Below are 21,782 nucleotides of genomic sequence, written 5' to 3'. Positions count from 1 at the left end.
AAAAATGAAAAAAATATTAATTTTAATAGCGTTATGTTCATCACCTGTATCTGTGTTTGCTGGTGGATTTCCTACAATTGATATTGCAGCAATTGCTCAATTACAACTTGAAGCAGCAGAACAAGCCAAACGGTGGACTGAAACGGTTAAACAATATAAAGATCAGCTAAAAACACAAAGAGATACGTTAGCGGCTCAAACAGGTGTACGAGATATTGCAGACTTAGTAAAAGATAGCTCATCTTATTTTAAAGACGCTCAAGAGTTACAAAAATGGATAAATAATCCGAAGAAAATACTTGAATTAGGATTTGATAGTTTAAATGCTGACTTGAAAAAAATCTATAAAAGCTACGGTTTAGATAATTTATGTTCATCAGAACAAAATTCAACGAATTCTTTTGTTGCTAAGGAAAGGAAAAATTGTGAGGGTCAAATCGTTCTTATGACACTGCGTCAACAGCAAGCTGATAATAATCTCAAAGCTATTGATGAGCGAGTAAAAACAATTAATAAGATTGCAAAAAAAATGGCTCAATCTAAAGATCAGAAAGAAAGTCTTGATTTAAATAATGCAATGAACACACAACTCGCTCTATTACAAGCTGACAAATTGAAAATGGATATACAAGTACAACAACAGCAACAACAAAAAGAGTTAATTGAAGTGCAACAAGAAGATATTAGGCGTGAAAAAGTAATGTCGAATAAAGTTAGCAATGCTCACTGGTAATGGAATTGTATCATGATAAATTTTACTCTTTTTGGTGATATGGGCGATGAAATTAATTCTGTTATTACTGAAGGAATTAAATTAGTACAAGCGGGCTGGGTGGCAGGTCTACTAGATGTCTCTAGTCTGGGGATTACTATATATGTAATGTTCTACGGCTACACGGTTTTAGCAGGAAAAATCCAAGAGCCAATGCATGATTTTGTCTGGAATCTAGCAAGATTTGCAATAGTTCTTGGAGTGCTCAGTAATATGGGGACATATACTACTTATGTAAACGATGCGGTACATGGGTTGAGAGGTTTTTTAGTTGGAGATGAAACTTCAGGGAACGCTTATGGTGGAATTGATGCAAAAATAGGAGCTATTGTTAATTTATATGCTGATTCACTCGATAAAGCACACGGTATTTCTGGGCATCTGTTTTGGATAGTTCAATGCTTATTTATGGCACCTCTTTGTCTAGGAGTTGTTAGTTATGCAGTTGGTATTGTTGTTTCCGAAATAACTTTGATAGCTTTGCTTGCTGTTTTCCCCTTATTTTTGTTCTGCTACCTCTGGGGGTGGTTTAAAAATATGTTTTCGATGTGGCTACAAGCAGTAATAGGATGTTGTCTTTTTGTTTTGTTCTTGTCTGTATTTTCTAAAGTTGGTTTTTCGATAGCTAAATATACAAATGAATGGGTTGCAAAACATTCTGGAGCTGAAGCTTTTCTTTCATGCATTATGTATCTCATTGCTGGGGTGATAACTATTTATGGAGTCAAACTTGCGGGTCAAATTTCAATGGCATTATCTCAAGTTAGCGTAGACAGAATGAATCAATCAATGTCTAACAACATCATTGAAAATAAAATTAATAGTTATAAACAGCGTAAAGCACAAGCATCTCAAAATCAATCATTAGCTAACTCAATTTCTAATGCAATGTCCAAAAAATAAGGATTCAGTATGTTAAAAATAAAAATTTTTTTCATCAGCATATTTTCAATCTATTTAGTTGCATGTAGTAATCAAGCTCCAGTTTCCCCCAATTGGGATAAAAGCTTTGAAAGCTCAAAAGAGGTCGCAATTAATAAAAATTTGCATGAATTAGAAAAAGAATTCGGTAATAAAAATACATTCTAAAAAAGGAAGTACCATGTTTGAAAAAATAAAAGATGATAATAAGCCGTCTAATGACAGTTTCAGTAAGTGTATTTCATATGAGAACGATCGAGAGTATATGTTCAAACGTTCAGAAAAAAGGGCGTGGTTGATAACAGGTGTGACTATTTTTTTATTAATTATTTCTTGGGTAATTTTAGCAATAATTTTGCCGTTAAAAGAGGTAACGCCGTATGTGATTCAAGTGAACGAAAAAACTGGTATCCCCGATGTAATTACTGTTGTTGATCCTGAGCAGTTACACGCAAACGAAGCCTTAGACAAGTATTTTGTAAATTCATACATTCAAACAAGAGAAAGCTACACATATCAAACTATTCAAAATACATATATTGAAACACAGTTATACAGTAGTGAAAACGTAAAAAATGAATATCTGGCTCAAATGAACAGAGCTGATAGTCCAGATCAAGTGATGAAAACGGGAACAATTTCAGTCAAGGTCAATTCAATTATATTAGAAGACATTAATAATGTAGATATAAAGATGGCTACAGCCCGTATTGTTAAAACATACACTACTGAAAAAAATGAAGTTTATCAACGAAACTTTATTATAAAACTGTCATATGAGTATGAACCCGCTCAAAAGTTAAAGCTATCATATCGTCTTGAAAATCCACTTGGCTTTTCTGTCACCAGTTATCAAATCATAGAGGAAAATATTTAATGAAACGATGCTCCATCTTTTTATTATTGATATTAGCTAGTGTTTGTAACGCAGTTCAAAAACCCACTTCATCTAAATTTGATAAGCGTATGCAATATTTAGCGTACAATGGTTACAACGTCACGCAAATCAATGCAAAAGTGGGGTATGTGACAGCGATTAATTTTTCTCAAGATGAAGTTATTGTTGATGTTGTGATTGGGTTTAATCTTGGCTGGGAGACTACGGACAATAACAATAAGATTTTTCTTAAACCGATGGCGTATAAATACGAAGATATGATTATTGAGCCGAATAGCGCCGAATGGGATACAAATCTCATTGTTACGACGAATAAACGCATTTATACGTTTGATTTAAAGCTTGTTGATTCTGATGATAACTCTTACTTGATTAATTTTACGTATCCAACAGACGAAAGTAATAAAAAACAAGCGTTATTAAAAGAACAAAAAGCACTCGAACAAGAAAAACTAGCTAATGATTCATTAGAGCAGTTTACACAACCAAAGAATTGGAATTACACAATGTTAGTTGGTAAAGATAGTGAATCTATTACTCCCGATTTCACTTACGACGATGGTGTTCGTACGTTTATTGGTTTTACATCTGAAAAAACAATCCCCGCTATTTTTTACTATCAGGGCAAACAAGAAATGATGAGTAATACAAGTGTTAAAAACACTGAAAAATATACCATCATAGTTGTTCATAAAACAGCTAGTCGCTTTATTCTCAGGAGTGGTGATGAAGTTGTCGGTATTGTAAATAAAAGCTTTGGTAAATCAGTTCAAAATAATCAAGTAACAAGTAATAAAGATATTATCAGAAATATTAAATAATAAATAATAAATAGGATTTTTATCTATGACTGAGAATAAAGAACCATCTCAACCCAAAATTGCAATTGCAGGAGATAAAAGCTATAAAAAAAATCAACGGTTTTTGAAATTAGTTTTTGTATTACTTGTTATTTTCTTTTTAGCTTTTGCATTCTATAAATTAGTTTATGTGAGATATAAAACAGACAATAAAGAAACCGTTGCAAAAGAAGTTTCTAAAAATATTGATGAAAAGAAAAACTTTACGTTACCCCCCCCACCAAGCAAACAGTTTAATATTGTTAATAATAAAGCTGAAGTTGAAGAAGAAGATGATGTCGGTTTTATAGGTAATAAAAATGCTAACTCAAATTCAACTGGGGCATTTAGTAAATCTTCAGGAACAATGGTTGTTAAAAGTGGACAATCTAATTCTGCTAGTCAAAGTCAATCAGATAACCAATCAAGTGGTAATAATGATGGTAACAAAATTGGTTCTTCTAGTAATGATATGTTTTCTAGCACAGCATTCAAAGCAAATACAGCAATAAAAAGCCGTTACAATCCTAATTTGTTACTCGAACAGGGTACATATATTCCATGCGTTTTGAGACAAAAACTCATTAGTAATGTGGGCGGTCAAATTAGTTGTACGATTGCTGAAAATGTCCTGTCAAAAAATGGAAATGTAACATTAATTGAAAAAGGTTCAAAAGCAGTTGGTGTTTATCAAACTGGAGCAGTGAGCCACGGAAGTGATCAGATATTTGTCATTTGGCAAGAGATAAGAACTCCGAATAATATCAATGTCGATGTTAACAGCGGTTCAACAGATGAACTGGGAGCAAATGGCTTAACTGGTTGGACGGATCAACATTTTTGGAAACGATTCGGTAATGCAATTTTGCTCAGTATGATAACGGATAGTAGTTCAGCATTATCATCAAGACTGGCAAAGTCAGATAATCGTAATTATCTCGAAAACACACAAGAAAATAGCGAAGAATTAGCGAAAACTGTGCTCGAACAGATGGGAGATATAAAGCCCACTCTTTATAAAAACCAAGGCGATAAAGTCGGTATTTTTGTAGCTCGTGATATTGATTTTTCTAGTGTTTATTCATTAAACAAAAGAGGTCAATAAATGAATAAAGATAAAGTTATCGTCAAAAAAGATGCTCGAGCATTACGTTCTCATATAAACAACTTATTTGGTGATTTGTTAACTCGTCATGATATTACCGAAATTGTCATTAATAAAATTGGTCAAATTCGTTATGAAACTAAATCAGGCTGGCAGATTGGCACTGAAGAAGAAAATGAAAGAATTACAAAAGATAACTTAAATTTTTTCGTTAATGCATCGGCAACATATTCAAATAATATTTTGAATGAAAACCATCCGATTATGAGTGCCGATCTGCCCGATGGCGAACGTTTACAAGTTGTTATTCCCCCTGCTTGCGACAAAAGCCAGTATTCAATCACAATTAGAAAGCCGTCTCAATTTACAATTACTCTTGATGATTTCAGTAATCAAGGTTTTTTTGATGACATTGTTCTAGGTGAGTATGTAGATCCTGTTGATAGTGAATTACAGAAACTGTTATCTGAAAAGCAATATAAAGCATTTTTTTCTTTAGCAGTTGCGTGCGGAACGAAAAACATTGTCATAGCTGGGGCAACGGGAAGCGGTAAAACTACGTTCATGAAATCATTAATTTATTCAATTCCTGCGGATCAACGAATTATTACTATCGAGGATGTACGAGAAATAACTTCAACTATTCATGACAACATGGTTAATCTACTGTATTCATCTGAAAATCAGTCTGTTATTAATCCATCAGTGTTACTGAAATCGTGTTTACGTATGAAGCCCGATCGTATTTTACTGGCAGAACTTCGAAGCGGTGAAGCATTTGACTACATTAATGTAATCTCAAGCGGTCACGGAGGAAGCTTAACATCATTACATGCAGGTAGTTATGAGCAGGTTATTACTCGATTAACGATGATGTCATTACAAAATCCAACGGGTAGCAAAATTCCGTACGATACAACAAAAGAGATTATCCGTGATACTGTCGATATTGTGATCCACATTGGAAACATTAACGGTAAACGGCGTATTACGACTATTTTTTGGAAAGATTACAAAAATGATTAAATTTTTTAAAAAATTAAATGCTGGACAAAAAGTATTTATCTCTATCATTTTTAGTTTTGGCTTATTTATAGCATATTGTTTAACAAGTGTAATTTTAACATTTATATATATGCCTGATGTTGCATTACACGGAAAGAAAATTAAACGTATTTTTCAGTTAATTCATTCGGCGTACGATTATTTTAGTTTGAAAACACCGTATTTGGCATTGATGGCAGGTGAAGTAAAAACAACTATTTTATCAGCATTGGCGGCACTATTTATAATGTTGATAGTATTATTATTATTAGCTGGTCTATTAGTAATAGCTCAAAAACAGAGAAAGGAACGAGAGCTACACGGAACGGCAAAGTGGAGCACGATAAATGAAATAAAAAGCCAAAAACTGATGGAAGAAAAAGGCATTCTAGTTGGTTTATATAATGAAAAACCGTTGTTCTTCGGTGGGCAAGAGTTCTGCTCATTAGGTGCGCCAACACGAAGTGGGAAAGGAACGGGTATTGTTATTCCTAATCTGATGTGTTGGGAAGATAGCCTAGTTGTATTAGATATTAAACAAGAATGTTTTGATTATACATCAAAATATAGACGAGATATTCTAGGACAAGATGTTTTCTTGTTTAATCCATTTTCTGAATACACCCATCGTTATAATCCCCTATTGTATTTAGATTTTAATGATCCAAAGGTTGAGCTACAAATTCAAAATATAGCTAACTCATTTTATATATCAAAAGATAATGATTTTTTCGTCGGGGAAGGGAAGTCGATTTTTATTGCGATTACGTATTTATTTGGTGTTTTTTATCATAACGGGTATCTAGGGGATGATTATACACTAACCAATGTAGGCGGTGCATTAAATGGCATTAATATTATAAAAAATGGTCAAAAAGAAAAAATTTCATTAGAGCTAGCAACAGAAACGGCATACCTACTGGGTTGGTTGCCCGATACTGTTTACAATCTATTTCTATCATTCTTCTCACAAAAAGAAGCTGAAAAACAATTTACTGGTGTTAAAACTGCGTACGAAACAGCATTAAAACCGTTCCAGAATCGAGTTATCAAAAATTCAACCAGTCAAAATGACTTTGATTTTAGAGATTTACGACGAAGAAAAATGACTATTTATCTCGTAATTAATCCTGAAGATCTAGTTAGTGCAAGACCAATAATAAATCTCTTTTTTACACAATTAATTGATACAAATATTGCTCAGGGGCTACCCGACCAAAACCCAGAATTAAAGCATCCGTGCTTGCTTGGAATGGATGAGTTTACATCAATAGGTTATATGGAAAAATATGAAGTTTCAGTGAGTTTTATTGCGGGCTATGATTTGCGTAGTTTAATTATTTATCAAGCGGATTCACAGATAAAAAATGATAAACCGTTGGGGTATGGCGAAAAAGGCGGATCAACACTACTACAAAATCATACTTGTAATATTTTTTATCGTCCTAAGGAAACAAAGGTCGCAGAAGAAATTTCAAAACGAATCGGCAATATCACTACAAAATCATATGGTCGTTCTTTCGGAGCTAAAAGTAACTCACGCAGTGAAAACACGGCAGCAAAAGCATTGATTTTACCGCAAGAAATCATGGATTTAAAAATGGATGAAGAAATTATTTTATGTAACAACATTAAAATAAAATGTAAGAAAGCAAATTATTTTTCTACTCCATTTTTAATTGAAAAATTTAAATTAGTTTCATCAACTTTACGAAATGTTAATGGGAATCCGTCTGAGTCTGATTATAAAAAAGCAGTACAAAATAATGAGTTAGCTATTCAACTGCCAGAGTTAAAGGCAATTGATGATGATATTTTTTAACTAAAGGAAAGATTATGCGATTTATATATTTAAGTTTAATTTTATTACTAAGTGGGTGTTCTTCTCCACCTGAACCAGCCCCTTTCCCAAAGGGAAAAGATGTTGCGGTTAACAAAGTTTCTGTGGAGAAAATGGTTGGAACAATAAAAAACACAAAAGATAACGGAAACTGGCGAGTAACTGAATCAATTTATATTGATAAAAATACTATACAGTCAACGACAAGCGACTTAATAAAAATAAATTATTTGTTAGATCACGCAGACAAAATAACGTTACACGGTGAGTTTGAATTAATTCAACGAATACAAACTTTTATTAAGCTTTCTCGAAATACCACCAATATTGTATTAGTACCTGAGTGTTTCAATTTTAATCAAAATTATTGTTCTTCAATAGTTACCGCCACATTTGAAAAAATTAAAAATTAAGGAATTTATTATGAAAAATAAAGTAAATTTAATGGGTAGACTAGGTAAAGATGCTCAATTAATAGTTACTAAAAATGATTCATTTATGCTCGCATTTAATGTAGCCACGGGTGGAAATAGGTGAATAATATGAATGTAGCTAGCATAAAGACTATTTCAGATTTCCTTTTTTATTGCAGAGTACCAATTTCTTTTAAAAGCAGTATTCGAGTTATGAGAAATGAAGATATTTTTTTTCTTGGACAATATAAAGAACACAACTTTATTGCTGAAGCGTGGATTGAAAAAGAAGAAAAAAATAAATATTCATTTTATGCAACTTGGACATTTCCTACCTCGAAAAATCGTCCATTTATTATGACATTTGGTACTTTTCATTTATTCAAAAAAGGGGTAATTCAATTTGAAGATGATCTATCTTGTGTGAAAAATTTTTCATTAGTGTGTCGTTACATTCAGCTTATTATAAAAAAATCTCCTGCGGAAGATAAAAAATTTTATTTCAGGTCGGGAATGCTCCCTTTTTTAAGTGGGACGTGGCTTGATAAAAATGCAATTTGTCGAAGACCTCGTTTTGATATAAATAATAAAAAGTGGGTTTACTATAATTATGAAAATTATCTACCCACTCAACAGTTACAGGCAATCGTAACAGCAGGAATAGCTGTCGGTGCTATTCCATTAGAGAGAGAGAGGTAAATGATCTTAATCAACAAAATTGGAAAAATAAAGTTGATAGAGAAAGAGCCGTTAAAAACGCTTTTTCTATCTATTAATTAAAAAAAGTGGAATATAAAGATGAAACTATTTATTGCAGAAAAACCCGATTTAGCCAAAGATATTGTTAAGGGATTAGATGAAAAATTTGAGCAAAAAGATGGTTTTTATCAATCAAGCAATTATTATGTTACTTGGTGCTTCGGTCATGTATTAGAAATGGTTGATCCTGAACAAATTAATCCAGATTATGCAAAATGGAGAATTGAAGATTTACCCTTAAAACTCTATCCAGTTAAGTTGAAACCGAAAAAAAGCGCCAGCAAACAAGTTAAAATTATTTTGGATTTAATAAAAAAATCTGATGAAATTGTTAACGCAGGAGATCCAGATGATGAGGGGCAATTGTTAGTTGATGAAATCCTGATTTATTGTAATAACAAAAAACCTGTGGAACGTTTATTAATTAATGATAATACTGATAAAGCGGTAAGAGAAGCTCTTGGCAATATGAAGTCCAATAATTTGTACAAAGGGCTATATTTAAAGGCGTTGGCAAGAAGTGTAAGTGATGCCATTTACGGTTTATCAATGACTCGTGCTGTGACAATTCAAGCTCAAAAAAATGGAAATAAAGGGGTATTGTCAATTGGGCGTGTACAAACCCCGATTTTGGCACTGATAGTAAAACGTTATTTAGAGAATAAAAATCATCAAAAATCATTTTACTTTGTTATTAATGGAATATTTAACTCTTTAAAAGGCTCTTGGAAAGCAACTGAAAATGCTCCGTTGGATGATAAAAAACGATTGATTAGTAAAGATTATGCACAATCAGTTGCTAATAAAGTTAAAAACAAAACGGGTTATATCATTAGTAAAACGCTTGATGACAAAGAAGTTTCTCCACCATTGCCGTACAATTTAGTGAAACTCCAACAGGACATGAATAAATTATTCGGTTACACAGCATCACAAACATTAGAAATAACGCAAGAACTCCGAGAAAAATTTAAGTCGATTACTTATAACCGTAGTGATTGTTCATACTTATCTGACGAGCAGTATCAAAAATCCCCCGCTTTAATCTCTAAGTTGAAATGTATTGATAATTATCATTCTATTAATTTTAATTGCAATATTAAATCAAAAGCGTTTGATAGCTCAAAAATTACAGCTCATACAGCTATTATTCCAAGTGATAATGTGCCAGATATAGACAAGCTATCACTAGCTCAGAAAAACGTTTATTTTGCGATTGTAGAACGTTTCCTTTGTCAATTTTTACCAAGCAAAAAATATCAGTCGTTAACAATTAACGTTAGTATTGAGAATGAATCATTTATTTTAAAAGCGAATAAAACTATTGATGCTGGCTTTACGTCATTTTTGAAAGAAGACAATAATGAAATTGATGATATAACATTTTTTGATGAACTTAATAAGTTGGATATTAACGATTCTGTGATATGTAATGATGCTATTGTAGAAGAAAAGGAAACTAAACCACAACCGTTATTCACTGAAGCAAGTTTATTATCGGCACTTGTCAGAGTTGCTGATTTTGTTGAAGATCCGAAAATAAAGCAATTATTAAAGAATAAAGACAAAGACAAAAAAGATGAACATGGAGGTATAGGAACACCTGCAACTCGACACACAATGATTGAGACACTTAAGAACCGAGGTTTTATAAAGCTGGATAAAAAAAATCTTATTCCAACCGAATTGGGGCTATCATTCTGTCAATCATTACCCCAAAAAGTCTTATTACCTGATCTAACTGCGTTATTAAGTGAACAACAAGAGTTAATACAAAGTGGAGAACTCAGCCTCGATGAGTTTGTTAATAATCTGTATGACGATATAACTAAATTAATTTCAACTGAACTGGATATATCTATCGTTAAGCCTGTTGAAAATAAGTTATCACTTAATTGCCCCGCATGTAGTTGTACATTGTTATCAAAAGATAAGTTGGTTCATTGTAAAAATTGCGATTTTAAAATATGGAAAACCATCGCAGGAAAAACATTAACAGAAAATCAAATTAATATGTTAATAGAAAAAAAAGTCACAAATGAAATAAAAGGGTTTACTAGCAAAGCGGGGAAGCTTTTTAATGCTAAGTTAGAATTAGTTGATAATACAGTCAAATTTAAATTTAAATAGGGACAAAATAATGGAATTAAACGAAATACATAAATTTTTATCTAACAAAAAAAATATAACTCGTTTGTTTAAGAAATATGGCTCATCTTATTGTGAAAAATTGATTGCTCGTTTCAATGATGTTAATGAAAAAATAAAAGAAACCGAGAAATTACGTTTAATTGAAGAAGAAGAAAAGCAAAATAAATTAAAAAAGGTCAGTGACTATATGCTATCAATCGGTCTAAATCCTAATGATTTAGACGCATTAAAAATAAGAAAAGCTTCAACAATAAAATATCAATATATAGATGAAAACAACAATCTAACGTGGTCGGGTCGGGGAAAAATGCCTTCTTGGTTGTCAAAACAACTCGAAAAAGGAAAATCATTAGATGATTTTTTGGTTAACTAAATTTTATATTTTCCATTCTTTTATTACAATCACCACAAATCAAATTTGCCGTGGGTTTTGCCCACGCATTTAGCCCACAGTCTGGGCATGTAAATTTATCTCTTGTGCCAGTTCCCTTTAAAATCGGTTTTGTTATTGATAAATCATCATTGCCTCCCATCTGAATTGAATTACTGTTAACTGTTTTTGTAAGTTTTTTAATTAGCTCGATATTGTCCACAGGCGTAATGTTAAGCCAATCAATTAATATGTCATAATTCACTTTTGAAACTGGTGCAACTATACTTTCTGAATATTTATCGTACCAGGATATTTCAAAGCCACTCTTAAGTAAATTGTAAACAACTTGCTGAAATAATCCATCTTTCATGATGTAGTGTGTCATTTGCTGACCTGTTTCATTATTGAATAAATGTTCATTGAAAAAATCGTATGCTTGCTGTAGTTCTTTGTACGCAATAATCGATGGTTTAATCATTATTAGAGTTCCCTCTTTTCATATTAATTGTATTGTACAATACAAAATACTAGTAATAAAAATACCCTATCGGGCATTACGTAACTTTATTATTCTTTGTGTACTCAGTAGCTAATCGCATAACATTGCTAGTTAATTGCTCATCTTTATAACTAAAGTAATAAAGATAGTGTTCTATGACGCTTCTAACAAAAATTGAAAAACGTTGTTTTATATCATCTTCGATTTCTTTCTCAAATGAGACTTGAGATGATGTTTTTTCAAATGAAACAGGTTGCATATTTTTGTATTCATAAAGTACATAGAATGATCTGAAATTAGCTTCAATATTTTTGCCAAAAATTGGCAGCATCGAGCGATTTATTATTTTAAACACTCTTGACGTAGATAAATTCATAATAAACCCGATATCTTTTATGGGAACATTGCTAAACTTGAGATAAATTATTAACAAATTACGCAAGTATGATTTTTGAGCAATATCTTTTTGTAAACTTTCACCATAAATGTTTGTTGCTTTTTTGAATAAAGTTTCAACATTAAAACCTACACAATTATTAATGTCATCAATAGACCAATTTATTGGATAAAGAATTGGCATATTATCATATGTATTTAGTTTTCTTGGTTTAGATACTTGTATCATCTGTTATCCTTAAAAAAACAAAAAAATTTATTATTATTAAAAGCGGAGCGGAAGCCATTAACTTGCCGAAGTCTATTTTTCGATTGTGTAGTAATTGTGAATTAGTGTTGTAAAGCTGTTGATAGCGTGCTATCAATGGCTTTTCAATACGGTTGCGTAGCAAAATTCACACTTAATGCACATGAGAAAACTCATTATCACTTCACTCTTTGCGTAGCTAATTAAAGTATATTGATTTTTTTAATGGTTCTCTTATATATAAAATTAAAATATAAACCAATTAAATAGATTGAAACTCCTAACAGTAAAACAAACATAAAATTAATCATATTTAATACCTTTCACTAGTTGTTCGATAATTTATTCTTTAATTTTTAACTCTATAAAAATGAGGTTAAGCATAAGAATAACTGGAATTATCCCCACAACACCCGCAATCCCGAAAAAAAAACCTGCTAAAAACACGGAAAGGAAAATAGCTACAAACGATAAAATAATTATTATTCGTTTCAAATTTTTAACATTCATTCTATTTACTCCTTGAGTAGCTAATTAAAGTATACAAAAAGTAAGTCATAACGCCTTATTTTTAAATTCAGGTAAACCACATTCGCCCAAAATTTCTGGTCGTTTTCTAACAGATTGACCATTCCGAGGATCAAGCCCTACTTTTGGATAAAAACCGTAGCAAATATAGAACAACCGCATTAAATAATCATCTTGTGTTGCCATTTGCCAAATATGCCATTCATGTGTTTTAAATAAATCTGTATGATCTCTGATGCTTTCAACTATTTCTCGATGTTCATCTAATCGTTTTGCTACATTTCTAGCAAAGTGAAGTTGTTCGATAATTTTTTCTTTCTCTTTATTTCTAAATAACTTACTTAATATTTTCATTCCCCCTCCCTTGCTGAATTTTCATGGCTAATTAAAGTATATTCTCATTAACAATATCGATAACATCATCGATACTAACGTGATATGTTGACATCATGAAAGTTCTATCAACAGAAACTATTTCACAGCCAATAACACTACCACCTTTATCTTTTTTTAATTTGCTGACACGCCCAGCCAATTTTGAAAAAATATTTTTAAAAATGACAACATCGTTTACTTTTAACATTTATTTCCTCTTTCCTATATTACATAGCTAATTAAAGTATATTTTTATCATCACAATTTTTCTTTTTTCTAAGACAAAAAGATGGCACTATTATAAATAAAAAACTTACCATTAGACTATTTGCGATAGTAACCTTAAAAAAATTCAAATATGGAAAATTATTCATGTCTTTTACTATATATATACCCTCACCACTACGTATACCCAAGTAAATCATTAATCCAATAAGAATAGAAAAAATTGAAAAAAATACAAAAAAAATTAACAAGATAAAAAAATCACGTTTTAACACGCAACTCGTAATCCACATTGTGGATATAGGAATACCCCAAAATAAAAAAGGCATGACCATATCACCGTCCATAATTACACTCCTCTTTTGTTCTAAATTAAAAATCAGTTAATTAACTTAAATCGAAATCTAATTGACACGAGAATATTTCGCATGATTCTGAGCATGAGCCTGATTCAAACCCTTTATTGCCCCTAATTGTTGCTAAAATGTCTTCTCTTGAATGATTTTGATACATCGCAATAATTGAAATTAACGAGTTATTGCCTCGATACATAATTTTGTTTTCCTGCTGTCTACGTTCTACAACTCGAATGTTCGGGTCGTCAATTAGATTAATAAAATCCTCCGCCATTGTTGGCTCATCACGAGTAGCGAGCGCTATTTTATTTATAGTCATCTAATATTTTTTTAACTCTATAAAAATGAGGTTAAGCATAAGAATAACTGGAATTATCCCCACAACACCCGCAATCCCGAAAAAAAAACCTGCTAAAAACACGGAAAGGAAAATAGCTACAAATGATAAAATAATTATTATTCGTTTCAAATTTTTAACATTCATTCTATTTACTCCTTGAGTAGCTAATTAAAGTATACTTATAATAGCCTATTCTTTAAAGTAGGTCAATAAATATCTAACAGTGACTTAAAATAGCTTAGCTGAATTTAATATGTTAAAATAGCCACCCAACCATAAAAAGAGGAATTAAAGATGAACTATTTAGTAATTTTCATGCCCTTTATGTGGGCTAAATGCGTGGGCAAAAGCTTCGGCAAATTTAAACTGCGGTAATTGTAATAAGAGAATGGAATTTGAAAAAATCAGTAGTTAAAGATCACTGATTTAGGAAAAAAAATGAAAGTTGCTAGAATATATCTAAGAGTAAGTACAAAAGAACAAGAACTTGAACGACAAGAGCGAATTATTGATGATACTAAAAAACAAGGTTATTACATTGCAAATGTCTATCGTGAAAAAGCATCAGGAGCTATTACTAATAGACCAGAATTGCAAAGAATGATTTCAGATTTACAAAACGGAGATGTAATCATTGCTGAGAAAATGGATCGTATTAGCCGTTTACCCATCGATGAAGCATTAGCATTAATTAACTCAATTAAAGAAAAAGGTGCAAAATTAAGCATTCCTGACATTTTTGATTTGTCTGAACTTTCATCTGAAGCAAGCGGCGTAACAAAAATAGTTATAGACTCAATGCAAGATCTGTTGTTAAAAATATCATTACAAGTAGCTCGTGATGATTATGAGATCCGTAGACAGCGACAAAAAGACGGGATAGCAATAGCTAAAGCAAACGGTAAATTTAAAGGACGAAAAGCAAACTTACAGTTACATCGACTGATTATTGAGTGCAGATCGGAAGGAAAAAGCATAAACAAAACAGCGGAGCTATTGAATTGTAGTCCTGCAACTGTAAAAAATGTTTGGTCTAAGCATAAAAAAGAAACTCTTAATCTTAAATAATATATAATAAATAATATTTATTATTTTTATTTTTTTTAAATTCCTGTATAATTAACAAACTATATTAATGAGGATATTAATATGAAAATTTATTCAGATATAAAAGAAAACGCTATTAACCCAGATTTATACCCCGTTCCAGAAGATCTTTGGGTAACTGATCATGGTTACTTAAATGATGAATCATTTGATATTCTTGCAAAAAGAAGATTAACTGAAAAATTTCAAAAACAGAGTTATGTCAGAGAACTGGATAACGGCGAAACATGGCAGTTTAATCCCGATGGTACAAAGTTAATGATAAGGGATAAAGATGGAAAACGAGTTGCGTAAAAATGCAATTTTTATTTTGGGATTAAATGGGGCTGGTAAATCAACAATTAGAGATGATATAGCATCAGCTCAAGATATCCTGATTATTGATCCAGATAAAATTGCTAAAGAGCATAATTGTAATAGCGTTCGTGCTGGTAAAATTGCACTGAAAATGTTTGATGATGCAATAAAAAACAATCAATCATTTCTTCTCGAAAGTACTCTATCAGGTTATTCAATAATAAAACAAATAAAAATAGCTAAAGAAAATTCATATAGTGTTCGAGCTTATTTTGTTGGTCTAAAGTCATTAAATAACCATATTGATAGAGTAAATAATAGAGTTAAAAATGGCGGACATAATATTGCTGAAGATATAATCAGACACCGATTTGATAAAACTTACAATAATATAAAAAAACTATTTCCGATTGTGAATTATCTAAGAGTCATTGATAACTCTGTAGAATTCACAACAGAAGCTAAAATTATTAACGGGAAGCTAAAACAAAAAAAACAAGTTTGTGACTGGGTCACAAAGCATGTAATAACTCCATTCGTTGAATATAAACTAGACCACGCAATAAATTCTACAGCTCACAAAAACTTCAAACAAAATCAAAAACAAAATTCTAATGAAATAGAATAGTCATAATAAATATTATTTCTTAAATATTATTTAATAAATAATATTTACAAATTCATTATTTAATTTATAATAAATATTATTTCTTAAATATTATTTATTATGGGAGTTATAAATGATAATCGTAGTCGGCTGTAATAAAGGTGGAGCAGGTAAAACAACAACAGCAATTAACTTAACAGTTGCATTAGCATTAAAAAATAAAGATGTATGTTTAGTTGATGCAGACCCCCAGCGTTCAGCATCAAAATGGCAGTTATTAAGAGAAAGTGAAAATATTACACCCCCAATCAATTTAGTGGAAAAACGGGAAAATATAGCATCTACATTACTAGATCTGGATTCTCGTTACGATTTTATAATAGTTGATGTAGCAGGACGTAATAGTCGAGAATTTATCACAGGTTGTTCAGTAGCCGATATTGTTATCTCTCCTCACCAGTGTTCGCAACAAGACTTGGACACTTTGTTAGAATTAGAAGAACAATTAGAACGCATAAAAGACTTAAACCCAAAATTAAAAGTATATTGCTATCAAACATTAGCTACAACAAATCCAATTATTCAGGGGCAAGAACGCCACGACTTTGTAGAATATCTATCAGAAATAAATGACATAAAACTGTTAAATAGCATTGCATATTATCGACGTGTATATAGAACAAGTTATTCAGATGGCAAAAGTGTATTAGAAACAAATAATGAAAAAGCTAGTGAAGAAGTAACTAATTTGCTCGACGAACTAAATATTCTTTAATATTTATTAAATATTATTTATTAATTAATAAAAGAGGTTGAACTTGAAAACTCCAAACAAATCAAAAGAAATATATAATCAAGCTGACAAATTGGCCGATGAATTAGCTGATCGCCCGTATAGTAAAGGTGAAAAAGTAGAAAATAAATCTATAATGAAAAAGATTTCATTTGAAATAGATGAGAACAAATATGAAGAACTAGAAGACATTGCAATAAAAAATAAACGTGCAAAGTTGCCTTTAAAAACAATATCTGATTTACTAAGAGTTGCAGTTGATGATTTTTTAAGAAAGTACAAAAATAATTAATAAATTTATTATTGCGAGGATAATTATGAAAAAAATACTAATATTTATTACTGCCATGTTCTTATTCGGATGTAATGAAAAGACCTATACAGTAGAAGATTTTAAAAATAACAAAGAGCTACTAGATGAATACCGTAAAAAATGTGAAAATGGTGAAATTGATGGCGATAGTTTAAATTGCCAAAACTCTCACAAAGCAGTAGTTTCAAAAAATAGAGTTGGTAATGCAAGTTGGAATTAATAGAGTAATCCACTGACCGCTCATTTTAAAATTCTATCTGTGATAAGTTTATAGACTTAATGTGCTTCTTGTTAATTATAAACTTATCATCTTGTATTATAATCTTATCTCCTTTTTCTGCTTTATTGTCATTTAAAAATCGATTAATCTGTTTCGACCAAATCGTCTTTTCATTACCGTTGCTATCAATTAATTTTGCAAATGCTGATTGCTTACCGTTTATTTGAAATTGATAATTAGCCAGCCCGAAATCATTAATAATAAATTCTTGAGCGTCCAATCGTTCAACTTTTTCTATAGCCCATTTTTTTATTTTGAATGACTCATTATTTTCATCTTTAATCTCTTTGATTTTTATATAATCGCCAATGACTGCTCCTGCTTGTTTAATTGAATCTTCCAATCCCTTGTTCCACATATTCTTTGCTTTACCGTTTTTTGTTTGCATAAATAAGTAATAAGAAAATGGCTTGTTTTCATCAAAATTAAAATGAGCTTTACCAAAATCAACAATCTTATAAACATTGGCATCTTTACGTCGATTTTCTCTTTGCAATTTAGCCGATTCTTTCTCAATATTACTTTGTTTATCTGTTGCACTAGAAAATGTAGCATTAACGCCATCTAATTGCAGATTAATTGCAAACTGTGACTTAACCTTATTTAATAGAGATTTATTTATATTTAAATTCTTACCGTTAGATAATGATTTTTTCATCACTGTAACATGAATATGATTATTATCTGTGTCAGGGTGCAAGCTATAATAAAAATTGTGATCGTTAAAATGTGTAGATAACGTATTGTAAACAGCTCTTTTTAAAATATCTTGATCTAGTTTACCTTTCATTGAAAACATTAAACGATAAGTTCTTCTGGGTTCTGTATCTTTATTTTTCTTTACTTTCGTTAATTGATAATCATCAATAGCTAATTCTTTAGCGTCATCTAATGATATTTCAAAACCATTCTTATCATATAAAGGTAAAGTGTTTTCTCTGGTGTCATAATCAAAATTCCGTAGCATTGAATTGACGCTTTTTGCTCCACCCGTTATTTTAACAACAACATGATTAGAATTAGATGTATTACTGTAGCTTTTCCCTGAACTCACATAATTATAATTATTTTTCCTTGAATTAATGCCAGTCGAACCGAACTTTTTACTTCTAGCTCGGCGCATATCTAAATATTCTTCATGTTGCCTCCTTACCATTAAAATAACCTTTCTTGCGATTCTTTAATAATATTAACTAATGCATTATTCATCTCATTTATTAATTTTATTAATTCTATTATATGAGTATCGTTAATGATTAACTTTTCACGTATTGACATGTTAATTAGTCGCCCAATTTGATTAACGTTAATTCTAGTTTGCTCAAGTTCTTTCAGATCTAACGAATCAAAACAGGGCATTGATAAACTGCTTGAAACTCTAAATCTAATTTCCTCTGTTACTGTAATATTTTTTTTGCTTGCTATCCTCGAAACTTCTTTTAATGTTCGTTCATCAAATCTAACATTTTTCGTTCTATTTTTTACTGATGATTCAACATTACTATTAGTAGTTGGCTTATTAAATTTAAACCTCTCTCTTATTGTGTTTTCTATCACTTGGCTAAAATTCATGCCATTTAAAGTTGCGTAGTTATTTACCGCATTAATTAAATCGTTATCAAGTCTAACTGATTTTTTTGTTTTCATAATAAGCCTACTGCAAGTACAGGGTAAAAAACCAACGTCGGACGTTGTGTTGTTTTTTACTATCCTGCATGTCTTTTATTTAATTGAGTCCATATCTTATATATTGTAATATTAAGATTGTCAAGAATGGAGGGAATAAGAATGAATTTACAAAAAATGGCAATTGATGATTTCGGATTATTTAAACAAAATAAAATTTATGAATATGAAATTAATAAAAAACTCTACAATGAATCATATAAGAAAGTTTTTATTGATGAACTAAAAAAAGAAGCGGTTGCATTAATCGAACGGGGATACAGTATTGATGCTGATCAATACCCAGAAGATCAGATAAGCATGATTCGTAGAAATTCGGAAGTGAGCATTACCACCAATCAAAAAAGAGTATTAGAGGATGCATTTAATGAAAAATACCCGCTCGGTATTACTGATGAAAAAATAGTTAGCTCTGCTATTGCTGATTTTGAAAGATTTAAGAACAATAAAGTTACCAATTTTGAGATAGCATTAAAAATAGAACGTAATGACGAATACAAACAATTAATGCAAACGTTATTCAAAAAAGAAGCTAAAGATTTAAATAATAAAAGAGGCTATAACTTCGACGTTGAAAAATACTCTATTGATAAAATTAATGACATTTTATTACAAAAAAAATACATTCCAGAATCTCATTTAAAATATCTACAAGAAGAATTTAATCAAAAATTTGAAAAAGATTTTCCATCATTAAATGCTAATGCAAAAGCTGATTTTGAATTGCTAAAACAAAATAAAATTCCTGATGTTGTTATTGCAAACAAATTGATAAATGATACTTCATATAAAGAAACAATGATTTCATTATTTGAAAAATCAGGAGATGATTTAGTTAAAAATGGACAATCTATTCCTGATGTCAATTCATATGCATTGCAAAAAATAAATAACATAATTGATAATGCCAGTAAACTTTCTGAAGAAGAAAAAATAAATTCAATTAAAGAGTATGAACAAAAAAATAATATTTCTGCTGAATACTTAGTAAAAACGTTTGAAGATAATAAAGTTGTTACTAAAAATATAAACGCAATTTTTATTCAAGATATTCTTTCAATAGAAAGCGGGAGTAATCTTCTTAGTGTTGAACGAGTCGATTTAAAAGATAATTTATATCCGTTTCTTACTGAAAATAAAAAATTAATTTTTGCACAATCAATAGAACACGCAACAGTTGAAAATGTTATTCCTTTAAATCAGAACGATGCTATTAATTATTATCAAAATATGCTTAATGAAAAAAATAATGAGTTTAATGAGTTTTCAAAAAAAATGTCATCATTTTTAGATAATGACAATAAAAACAATCAAATTAGATTTGAAAATGCCCATTACTTAATTAATGAGCTAGATAAAAACCCAGAAAAATTTTCACAATTTTCAAGTTCTTTTATTGAAAAGGGAATATCTGAAAACGTATTACCCGATTCTAATATCAAAGTGGGAGAAAATATAAAAGAAGCATTAAAAGACAAAGTAAATCCCCCACTCACTTTTGTAGAGACAGTTAAAAAGAAAGTTATCAAAGAAACTAAATTGTTAATCGACATTGTAGATAACACAAAAAAAATTCTGTTAGAAAAACCGTTAAAAAGCATTCAAGATAAATTGTTTAACAAAGCCATGGATGATGCTGAAAAAAAGTTAGAACATCAACAGAATAATCAAAAATCTAGTCAACGAGAAAAAAGCAAAAATGCTCAAGTTTCATTATGAATAATAGGAGGAAGACATGAAAACAATTTCTGCTGAAAATTATGTAAAAGAACAACAAGAACGTTCTGCAAATGATATTTACCGCCCTTTAAAACCTCAGTATGAGCTAGTTGATAGTGATAGCAATGTTGAATTAGATGACGAAATTATTGATGAGGAGCTAGACAATGAGCCAGCTTGATAAGTTAAATAACAGTTACAATGAAAGTTTGTATAATTTAATCGTTAATACTGATCACAAATGGACGCAAAGTTGGGCTAGCTTCGGATTTGAACAGCAAAATAGCAAAAACACTTCATATCGTGGAGCTAATCAAATCGTTTTATTTAGTCGAGCTGTTATGAGTGAATTTAAAGACCCAAGGTGGGTAACATTTAATGAAGCAAAGAAAAATAACACTCCAATAAAGAAAGGAAGTAAGGGTGAATTTATAGGATTTTTTACAGATACTGCTAGTGTTTTAAAAAAAGATGATAAAGGAAATCCTATTTTAGACAAAGAGGGGAAAAAACAATATGAGTTAGTTAAGTTAGATCGACCTGTTTTGAAAACATATTATGTTTTTAATGCTCAAGATGTCGATGGTATAAAACAATTTGAATTACCTGAAAAACCCAAAATATCTGATCCTGAAAAATATTCTAAGATCGATAAAATGATTGATAGTTACTGCAAAGATAATGAAATTTCATTAAAAGAAATTTCTAGTCAAGATGCGTTTTTTAGCAACGGTTCAAAAAATGTTGTAATGCCACTGAAAGAACAGTTTTCAAACATTGATGAATATTATGCTGTAGCATTTCATGAATTAACACATAGCACAATAGAGTGCGTAGGTAGAACTAATAAAAAAACGGATCGTAAGGGGTATAATGAGTTCGGTAGTAAAAACTATGCA

31 protein-coding genes and 1 pseudogene are annotated in these 21,782 nt (G+C 30.6%); 22 read left to right on the top strand and 10 right to left on the bottom strand.

The genetic code is table 11. The features are described from left to right. Nucleotides 1-4 precede the first annotated feature (4 nt). The 13 genes and pseudogenes from A9G25_RS06765 to A9G25_RS06715 all read left to right on the top strand — a co-directional run bounded on the left by A9G25_RS06765 (nt 5) and on the right by A9G25_RS06715 (nt 11,115). Complete coding sequence (locus tag A9G25_RS06765) at nt 5-733, top strand: type IV secretion system protein (protein ID WP_065626301.1); 729 nt, start codon at nt 5-7, stop codon at nt 731-733. 12 nt (nt 734-745) lie between these two features. Then, entirely contained in the window at nt 746-1,675 is a 930-nt protein-coding gene (locus A9G25_RS06760) for a type IV secretion system protein (protein WP_065626300.1), read from the top strand. A 9-nt stretch (nt 1,676-1,684) separates the two neighbouring features. Further along, the gene (locus A9G25_RS12830; RefSeq protein ID WP_176701091.1) at nt 1,685-1,861 is read left to right on the top strand and encodes a hypothetical protein; all 177 of its coding nucleotides are present in this window, start codon (nt 1,685-1,687) and stop codon (nt 1,859-1,861) included. A 13-nt stretch (nt 1,862-1,874) separates the two neighbouring features. Continuing rightward, a complete protein-coding gene (locus A9G25_RS06755) occupies nt 1,875-2,570 on the top strand; it encodes a virB8 family protein (protein WP_065626299.1) in 696 nt (231 codons plus the stop codon). Then, entirely contained in the window at nt 2,570-3,412 is an 843-nt protein-coding gene (gene virB9, locus A9G25_RS06750) for a P-type conjugative transfer protein VirB9 (protein ID WP_065626298.1), read from the top strand. The genes A9G25_RS06755 and virB9 overlap by 1 nt, the downstream gene beginning before the upstream one ends. Before the next feature lie 25 nt (nt 3,413-3,437). After that, a complete protein-coding gene (virB10, locus tag A9G25_RS06745) occupies nt 3,438-4,535 on the top strand; it encodes a type IV secretion system protein VirB10 (protein ID WP_065626297.1) in 1,098 nt (365 codons plus the stop codon). Beyond that, the gene (gene virB11 / locus A9G25_RS06740; RefSeq protein ID WP_065626296.1) at nt 4,536-5,561 is read left to right on the top strand and encodes a P-type DNA transfer ATPase VirB11; all 1,026 of its coding nucleotides are present in this window, start codon (nt 4,536-4,538) and stop codon (nt 5,559-5,561) included. Next, nucleotides 5,554-7,275: pseudogene (locus tag A9G25_RS06735) on the top strand (type IV secretory system conjugative DNA transfer family protein); the annotation flags it as partial. The gene virB11 and the pseudogene A9G25_RS06735, both read left to right, overlap by 8 nt. A gap of 140 nt (nt 7,276-7,415) precedes the next feature. Then, nucleotides 7,416-7,832 (top strand): hypothetical protein, encoded by a 417-nt coding sequence (locus A9G25_RS06730; RefSeq protein WP_065626294.1) that lies wholly within the window; start codon nt 7,416-7,418, stop codon nt 7,830-7,832. Between the two features lie 10 nt (nt 7,833-7,842). Then, complete coding sequence (locus A9G25_RS13020) at nt 7,843-7,956, top strand: single-stranded DNA-binding protein (protein ID WP_141675036.1); 114 nt, start codon at nt 7,843-7,845, stop codon at nt 7,954-7,956. A gap of 5 nt (nt 7,957-7,961) precedes the next feature. Further along, nucleotides 7,962-8,531 (top strand): hypothetical protein, encoded by a 570-nt coding sequence (locus tag A9G25_RS06725; protein WP_065626293.1) that lies wholly within the window; start codon nt 7,962-7,964, stop codon nt 8,529-8,531. A gap of 99 nt (nt 8,532-8,630) precedes the next feature. Continuing rightward, nucleotides 8,631-10,721, top strand: coding sequence for a type IA DNA topoisomerase (locus A9G25_RS06720; RefSeq protein WP_065626292.1), 2,091 nt, complete (start codon nt 8,631-8,633; stop codon nt 10,719-10,721). Nucleotides 10,722-10,731: 10 nt separating this feature from the next. Further along, nucleotides 10,732-11,115: an H-NS histone family protein gene (locus A9G25_RS06715; RefSeq protein ID WP_065626291.1), complete on the top strand. Its 384-nt coding sequence runs from the start codon at nt 10,732-10,734 to the stop codon at nt 11,113-11,115. Here the strand turns inward: A9G25_RS06715 and A9G25_RS06710 are convergent. From A9G25_RS06710 to A9G25_RS12820, 8 genes are all read right to left on the bottom strand, one after another. Then, entirely contained in the window at nt 11,108-11,593 is a 486-nt protein-coding gene (locus A9G25_RS06710; RefSeq protein WP_065626290.1) for a hypothetical protein, read from the bottom strand. The genes A9G25_RS06715 and A9G25_RS06710 overlap by 8 nt on opposite strands. Nucleotides 11,594-11,669: 76 nt before the next feature. Beyond that, nucleotides 11,670-12,239, bottom strand: a complete 570-nt coding sequence (locus A9G25_RS06705) for a hypothetical protein (protein ID WP_065626289.1) — start codon at nt 12,237-12,239, stop codon at nt 11,670-11,672. A 360-nt stretch (nt 12,240-12,599) separates the two neighbouring features. After that, nucleotides 12,600-12,767, bottom strand: coding sequence for a hypothetical protein (locus A9G25_RS12825; RefSeq protein WP_176701090.1), 168 nt, complete (start codon nt 12,765-12,767; stop codon nt 12,600-12,602). 45 nt (nt 12,768-12,812) lie between these two features. After that, nucleotides 12,813-13,139, bottom strand: coding sequence for a hypothetical protein (locus A9G25_RS06700; RefSeq protein ID WP_065626288.1), 327 nt, complete (start codon nt 13,137-13,139; stop codon nt 12,813-12,815). A 31-nt stretch (nt 13,140-13,170) separates the two neighbouring features. Next, nucleotides 13,171-13,368, bottom strand: coding sequence for a hypothetical protein (locus A9G25_RS06695; protein WP_065626287.1), 198 nt, complete (start codon nt 13,366-13,368; stop codon nt 13,171-13,173). A 31-nt stretch (nt 13,369-13,399) separates the two neighbouring features. Further along, nucleotides 13,400-13,732, bottom strand: a complete 333-nt coding sequence (locus A9G25_RS06690; protein ID WP_065626286.1) for a hypothetical protein — start codon at nt 13,730-13,732, stop codon at nt 13,400-13,402. Between the two features lie 40 nt (nt 13,733-13,772). Continuing rightward, entirely contained in the window at nt 13,773-14,060 is a 288-nt protein-coding gene (locus A9G25_RS06685; RefSeq protein ID WP_065626285.1) for a hypothetical protein, read from the bottom strand. Then, nucleotides 14,061-14,225 carry a hypothetical protein gene (locus A9G25_RS12820; protein WP_176701089.1) on the bottom strand — a complete coding sequence of 55 codons (165 nt, stop codon included), beginning with the start codon at nt 14,223-14,225 and terminating at the stop codon, nt 14,061-14,063. A 294-nt stretch (nt 14,226-14,519) separates the two neighbouring features. On the opposite strand from A9G25_RS12820, the gene A9G25_RS06680 reads away from it, so the two are divergent. From A9G25_RS06680 to A9G25_RS06655, 6 genes are all read left to right on the top strand, one after another. Then, on the top strand, nt 14,520-15,149 hold the full coding sequence (locus A9G25_RS06680) for a recombinase family protein (RefSeq protein ID WP_065626284.1): 630 nt from the start codon (nt 14,520-14,522) through the stop codon (nt 15,147-15,149). An 81-nt stretch (nt 15,150-15,230) separates the two neighbouring features. Beyond that, the gene (locus A9G25_RS06675) at nt 15,231-15,482 is read left to right on the top strand and encodes a hypothetical protein (protein WP_065626283.1); all 252 of its coding nucleotides are present in this window, start codon (nt 15,231-15,233) and stop codon (nt 15,480-15,482) included. Next, nucleotides 15,463-16,113 carry a zeta toxin family protein gene (locus A9G25_RS06670; RefSeq protein WP_065626282.1) on the top strand — a complete coding sequence of 217 codons (651 nt, stop codon included), beginning with the start codon at nt 15,463-15,465 and terminating at the stop codon, nt 16,111-16,113. Before A9G25_RS06675 ends, A9G25_RS06670 begins: the two co-directional genes overlap by 20 nt. A 112-nt stretch (nt 16,114-16,225) precedes the next feature. Then, a complete protein-coding gene (locus A9G25_RS06665; protein ID WP_065626281.1) occupies nt 16,226-16,867 on the top strand; it encodes an AAA family ATPase in 642 nt (213 codons plus the stop codon). A 43-nt stretch (nt 16,868-16,910) separates the two neighbouring features. Beyond that, entirely contained in the window at nt 16,911-17,177 is a 267-nt protein-coding gene (locus A9G25_RS06660) for a hypothetical protein (RefSeq protein ID WP_081297182.1), read from the top strand. Nucleotides 17,178-17,202: 25 nt separating this feature from the next. Next, nucleotides 17,203-17,418, top strand: coding sequence for an EexN family lipoprotein (locus A9G25_RS06655; RefSeq protein ID WP_065626279.1), 216 nt, complete (start codon nt 17,203-17,205; stop codon nt 17,416-17,418). 25 nt (nt 17,419-17,443) lie between these two features. On the opposite strand, the gene A9G25_RS06650 is transcribed toward A9G25_RS06655, so the two are convergent. Further along, a complete protein-coding gene (locus A9G25_RS06650) occupies nt 17,444-18,634 on the bottom strand; it encodes a relaxase/mobilization nuclease domain-containing protein (RefSeq protein ID WP_065626278.1) in 1,191 nt (396 codons plus the stop codon). Continuing rightward, nucleotides 18,634-19,125, bottom strand: a complete 492-nt coding sequence (locus A9G25_RS06645) for a hypothetical protein (protein ID WP_065626277.1) — start codon at nt 19,123-19,125, stop codon at nt 18,634-18,636. Before A9G25_RS06645 ends, A9G25_RS06650 begins: the two co-directional genes overlap by 1 nt. Before the next feature lie 141 nt (nt 19,126-19,266). Between A9G25_RS06645 and A9G25_RS06640 the strand changes: the two genes are divergently transcribed. From A9G25_RS06640 to A9G25_RS06635, 3 genes are all read left to right on the top strand, one after another. Next, nucleotides 19,267-20,883, top strand: a complete 1,617-nt coding sequence (locus tag A9G25_RS06640) for a hypothetical protein (protein WP_065626276.1) — start codon at nt 19,267-19,269, stop codon at nt 20,881-20,883. Between the two features lie 16 nt (nt 20,884-20,899). Next, on the top strand, nt 20,900-21,064 hold the full coding sequence (locus A9G25_RS12815; RefSeq protein ID WP_176701088.1) for a hypothetical protein: 165 nt from the start codon (nt 20,900-20,902) through the stop codon (nt 21,062-21,064). Further along, nucleotides 21,051-21,782: ArdC-like ssDNA-binding domain-containing protein (locus tag A9G25_RS06635; RefSeq protein ID WP_141675035.1), on the top strand; the 732-nt coding region annotated here is incomplete at its 3' end. The genes A9G25_RS12815 and A9G25_RS06635, both read left to right, overlap by 14 nt.

Origin of the sequence: Gilliamella sp. Bif1-4, from assembly GCF_001690535.1 — a bacterium.
GTDB lineage: Bacteria > Pseudomonadota > Gammaproteobacteria > Enterobacterales > Orbaceae > Gilliamella > Gilliamella bombi.
The sequence above is the reverse complement of the archived record's forward strand: the minus strand, read 5'-3'. Positions and strand labels throughout refer to the sequence as shown.